This window comes from Mesorhizobium sp. M1A.F.Ca.ET.072.01.1.1 (genome assembly GCF_004023325.1).
Classification (GTDB): Bacteria; Pseudomonadota; Alphaproteobacteria; order Rhizobiales; family Rhizobiaceae; genus Mesorhizobium.
The window spans coordinates 1-3808 of sequence record NZ_RZSF01000477.1; the positions used below are offsets into that span (position 1 = coordinate 1).

Genomic DNA, 3808 nt, shown 5'->3' on the forward strand with positions numbered 1-3808 from the left:
ACCATCCAGCGTCATCGCCACAGCACGGCGGCCATCCACCCGCCGTTGATCGGCGGCGTCGAGACCGGGGCCGGCGCGCCGCAGGCGTCCACGGCGCAGGCGACGGTGGCCGATCGCGTCCTGCTGCAGCCGCCGCCGGCGCGTGCCCGTCCACGCCTGGCCGGCGCGGAGGCCGGGCTCGACATTCTCGTCGCCGAGGACAACGAGGTGAACCAGATGGTGTTCACGCAAATCCTGGGCGAGACCGGATACCAGTTCGAAATCGTCGGCAACGGCCGCAAGGCGCTGGACGCCTTCGGCAGGCTTAACCCGCGCATGATCCTGATGGATGTGTCGATGCCCGAGATGAGCGGCCTGGAGGCGACCGCGGCCATCCGCCGGCTCGAAGCCGAGATAGGCACGCATGTGCCGATCGTCGGCGTCACCGCGCATGCGTTGAAGGGCGACCGCGAGCGCTGCCTGGAAGCCGGCATGGACGATTACCTGCCGAAGCCGATCAGCCCGAAGGCGCTGCTCGAGAAGCTCGAAAGATGGCTCGGGTCGGACGCGGAAGTCCGCCGCAGCGCCGGATAACAGCCTTTCTGCGCGGCCGTTCACGGCGTCGTCGACGAGGCCCGTCATCTGCGTCCAACGCAGACATATGGTGTGATCGCACCATACAAAACGAAGGCCAGGTCAGGACAATGGCTGCTGTCGATTCCGCCCTTCGGTTACGGGCGGGAGCAGCGACCGCCGGCAAGGAACAGCGTCGACTCTACCCCAACGGACCTGTTTTCGGCGATGGCCAGGCCATGATCCGCTCTGGCGCACAGGCAACGCGCTCTCGTCCGGATTTTATTTCCCGGCGGCCGGAGATCCGGCCGCCGGGATAATTTTGATTCAAAAGTCGGACAAGCTACTGATTCCCGCGGCAAACTTCGGCTCGGTCCGCAAATGGCGGCCGCAGGCCCCCCAGGCATCCCTGTTCAGGCGTTACCGGGCTGACACGAAACTGTCATGCGACTGTAATAATCGAAGTCTATTGCGCTCACCAGGCGCCGATAGACAAGGGTTGCCGAAAGACCATATTCCGAACAGGAGCAGGCCACATGAGACATTTCATCCGCTCGGCGGCCGTTGCGATTGCAATGGCTGCGGCATCCACGCTTTCCCTCTCCGCCGCTATGGCGGCCGACATCTCCGGTGCCGGCGCTACCTTCCCCTATCCGATCTATGCCAAGTGGGCCGACGCCTACAAAAAGGAGACCGGCATCGGTCTCAACTATCAGTCGATCGGCTCCGGCGGCGGCATCAAGCAGATCAAGGCCAAGACCGTGACCTTCGGCGCCTCGGACGCGCCGCTCAAGGGCGAGGATCTCAAGTCGACCGGGCTCGCGCAGTTCCCGATGGTGATGGGCGGCATCGTTCCGGTCGTCAACCTCGAAGGTGTCAAGCCGGGCGAACTGGTGCTCGACGGCCCGACGCTGGCCGACATCTTCGTCGGCAAGATCACCAACTGGAACGACGAGGCGATCAAGAAGCTCAACCCCGACGTCAAGCTGCCCGACCAGGCGATCGCGGTCGTCCACCGTTCGGACGGCTCGGGCACCACGTTCAACTTCAGCTACTATCTGGCCGAAGTCAGCGCCGACTGGAAGTCGAAGGTCGGCGTCAATACCGCGCTCGAGTGGCCGGTGGGCATCGGCGCCAAGGGCAACGAAGGCGTCGCCAACAACGTCGCGCAGACCGGTGGCGCGATCGGCTATGTCGAGTATGCCTATGCCAAGCAGAACAAGCTCACCTATACCGACCTGATCAATAAGGACGGCAAGAAGGTAGAGCCGACCGCTGCCGCGTTCTCGGCCGCTGCAGCCAATGCCGACTGGAGCTCCAAGCCTGGCTACGGCGTCATTCTGGCCAACCAGGCTGGTGCTGAAAGCTGGCCGATGACCTCCGCGACCTGGATCCTCGTCTACCAGAAGCCCGATGATGCGGCGGCCACCACCGAAGCACTCAAGTTCTTCGCCTGGTCCTACGCCAAGGGCGACGACATGGCCGCCGAGCTGGACTATGTTCCGATGCCCGACGCGGTCGTGAAGAGCGTCGAGGAAATGTGGAGCAAGGACATCGTCGACAGCAACGGCAAGCCGCTCTACTCCGGCATGTAATTCCTACGGAATAAGGAGGGCGCCGCTGGCGCCCTCCTGTCTCTTTCGAAATGCGAGGGGCGAAATGACAGCCGTTTCCGAAGCCGTGACATCGTCCGCCATACGGACCAGGGAAGCGACGGTGCGCCGCTTCGCCCTGACCGACACGATCTTCCGAACGGTCACGCGTCTCTCCGCCATACTCGTGCTGGTTCTTCTGGGCGGCGTCGCGGTCTCGCTGATCGCCGGCTCGTGGGAGGCGCTGTCGAAGTTCGGCTTCTCCTTCCTGACGACTGAATCCTGGAATCCGGTGACCGAGAATTTCGGCGCGCTCGCGCCCATCTACGGCACCGTCGTCACTTCGGCCATCGCCATCCTCATTGCCGTGCCGATCGGCATCGGCATCGCCGTCTTCCTGACCGAGCTCTGCCCGCGCCCGCTCAGGCGCCCGATCGGTATCGCGGTCGAGCTGCTCGCCGGCATTCCCTCGATCATCTACGGCATCTGGGGCCTGTTCGTCTTCGCGCCATTCCTGCAGACGACGGTACAGCCGTTCATCATCAATCTTTTCCACGGCATACCGGGTCTCGCCAGCCTGTTTGCCGGTCCGCCCTACGGCATCGGCCTGCTGACGTCGTCGCTGATCCTGGCCATCATGGTGCTGCCCTTCATCACCTCGATCACCAAGGACGTGTTCGACACGGTGCCAGCGGTGCTGAAGGAATCGGCCTACGGCATCGGCTGCACGACCTGGGAAGTGACCCGGCGTGTGGTCATCCCCTATACGCGGGTCGGCATCATGGGCGGCGTCATGCTCGGTCTTGGCCGCGCGCTCGGCGAGACGATGGCCGTCACCTTCGTCATCGGCAACGCGCACCGCATCAGCGCCTCGCTGTTTGCGCCCGGCACGACGATCTCGGCGACCATCGCCAACGAATTCACCGAAGCCGACGGCGAGCTTTACACGTCCTCACTGGTGGCGCTCGGACTGATCCTGTTCATCATCACCTTCATCATCCTCGCGCTCGCACGCTACATGCTGTTGCGCATCGATAGCCGCACGGGAGCCTGACCGATGTCGACAGCCGCATCGCTCCACCGAAGCCGCAAGCGCAAGAACGCCGTGATGATGGCGCTCTGCACCATAGCGGCGGGCATTGGCCTCGTCTGGCTGGCGCTGATCCTCGGCGCCCTTCTCTATAAGGGACTCTCGGGGCTCTCGCTTTCGGGGTTCACGCAAATGACACCGCCGCCCGGCGACGCCGGCGGGCTGCTCAACGCCATCTACGGCAGCATCGTGATGACCGTCATCGGCATCGTCGTCGGCACGCCGATCGGCGTGCTCGCCGGAACCTATATGGCCGAGTACGGGCGCTTCTCGCGCCTCACCACGGTGGTGCGCTTCATCAACGACATCCTGTTGTCGGCGCCGTCGATCATCGTCGGCCTGTTCGTCTACGAGCTGATGGTGCGGCCGATGGGTCATTTCTCGGCGATCGCCGGCGCGGTAGCGCTGTCGATCCTGGTGATCCCCGTTGTCGTGCGCACCACCGAGGACATGCTGAACCTTGTGCCCAACGCGCTGCGCGAGGCTGGCACCGCCATCGGCGCGCCGCGCTGGGTGGTGATCCGCTCGGTCGCCTATCGCGCCGCACTGTCCGGCATCGTCACCGGCATATTGC

General features: G+C 64.2%; 4 protein-coding genes. All 4 read left to right on the forward strand.

Going from position 1 to position 3808, the window contains the following annotated elements; genetic code table 11:
- On the forward strand, positions 1 to 573 hold a 573-nt coding region (locus EOA32_RS34570; RefSeq protein ID WP_145971456.1), incomplete at its 5' end, for a response regulator.
- A gap of 515 nt (positions 574 to 1088) precedes the next feature.
- Positions 1089 to 2147 carry a phosphate ABC transporter substrate-binding protein PstS gene (gene pstS, locus EOA32_RS34575; protein WP_067002085.1) on the forward strand — a complete coding sequence of 353 codons (1059 nt, stop codon included), beginning with the start codon at positions 1089 to 1091 and terminating at the stop codon, positions 2145 to 2147.
- Between the two features lie 64 nt (positions 2148 to 2211).
- Entirely contained in the window at positions 2212 to 3198 is a 987-nt protein-coding gene (gene pstC / locus EOA32_RS34580; RefSeq protein WP_067002087.1) for a phosphate ABC transporter permease subunit PstC, read from the forward strand.
- 3 nt (positions 3199 to 3201) lie between these two features.
- Positions 3202 to 3808, forward strand: a 607-nt coding sequence (locus EOA32_RS34585) for an ABC transporter permease subunit (RefSeq protein WP_128374091.1), incomplete at its 3' end; no start/stop codon positions are given.

Coding starts and splice junctions, on each gene's coding strand:
- pstC (WP_067002087.1), top strand. CDS start 2,212: ATGACAGCCGTTTCCGAAGCCGTGACATCGTCCGCCATACGGACCAGG.
- pstS (WP_067002085.1), top strand. CDS start 1,089: ATGAGACATTTCATCCGCTCGGCGGCCGTTGCGATTGCAATGGCTGCG.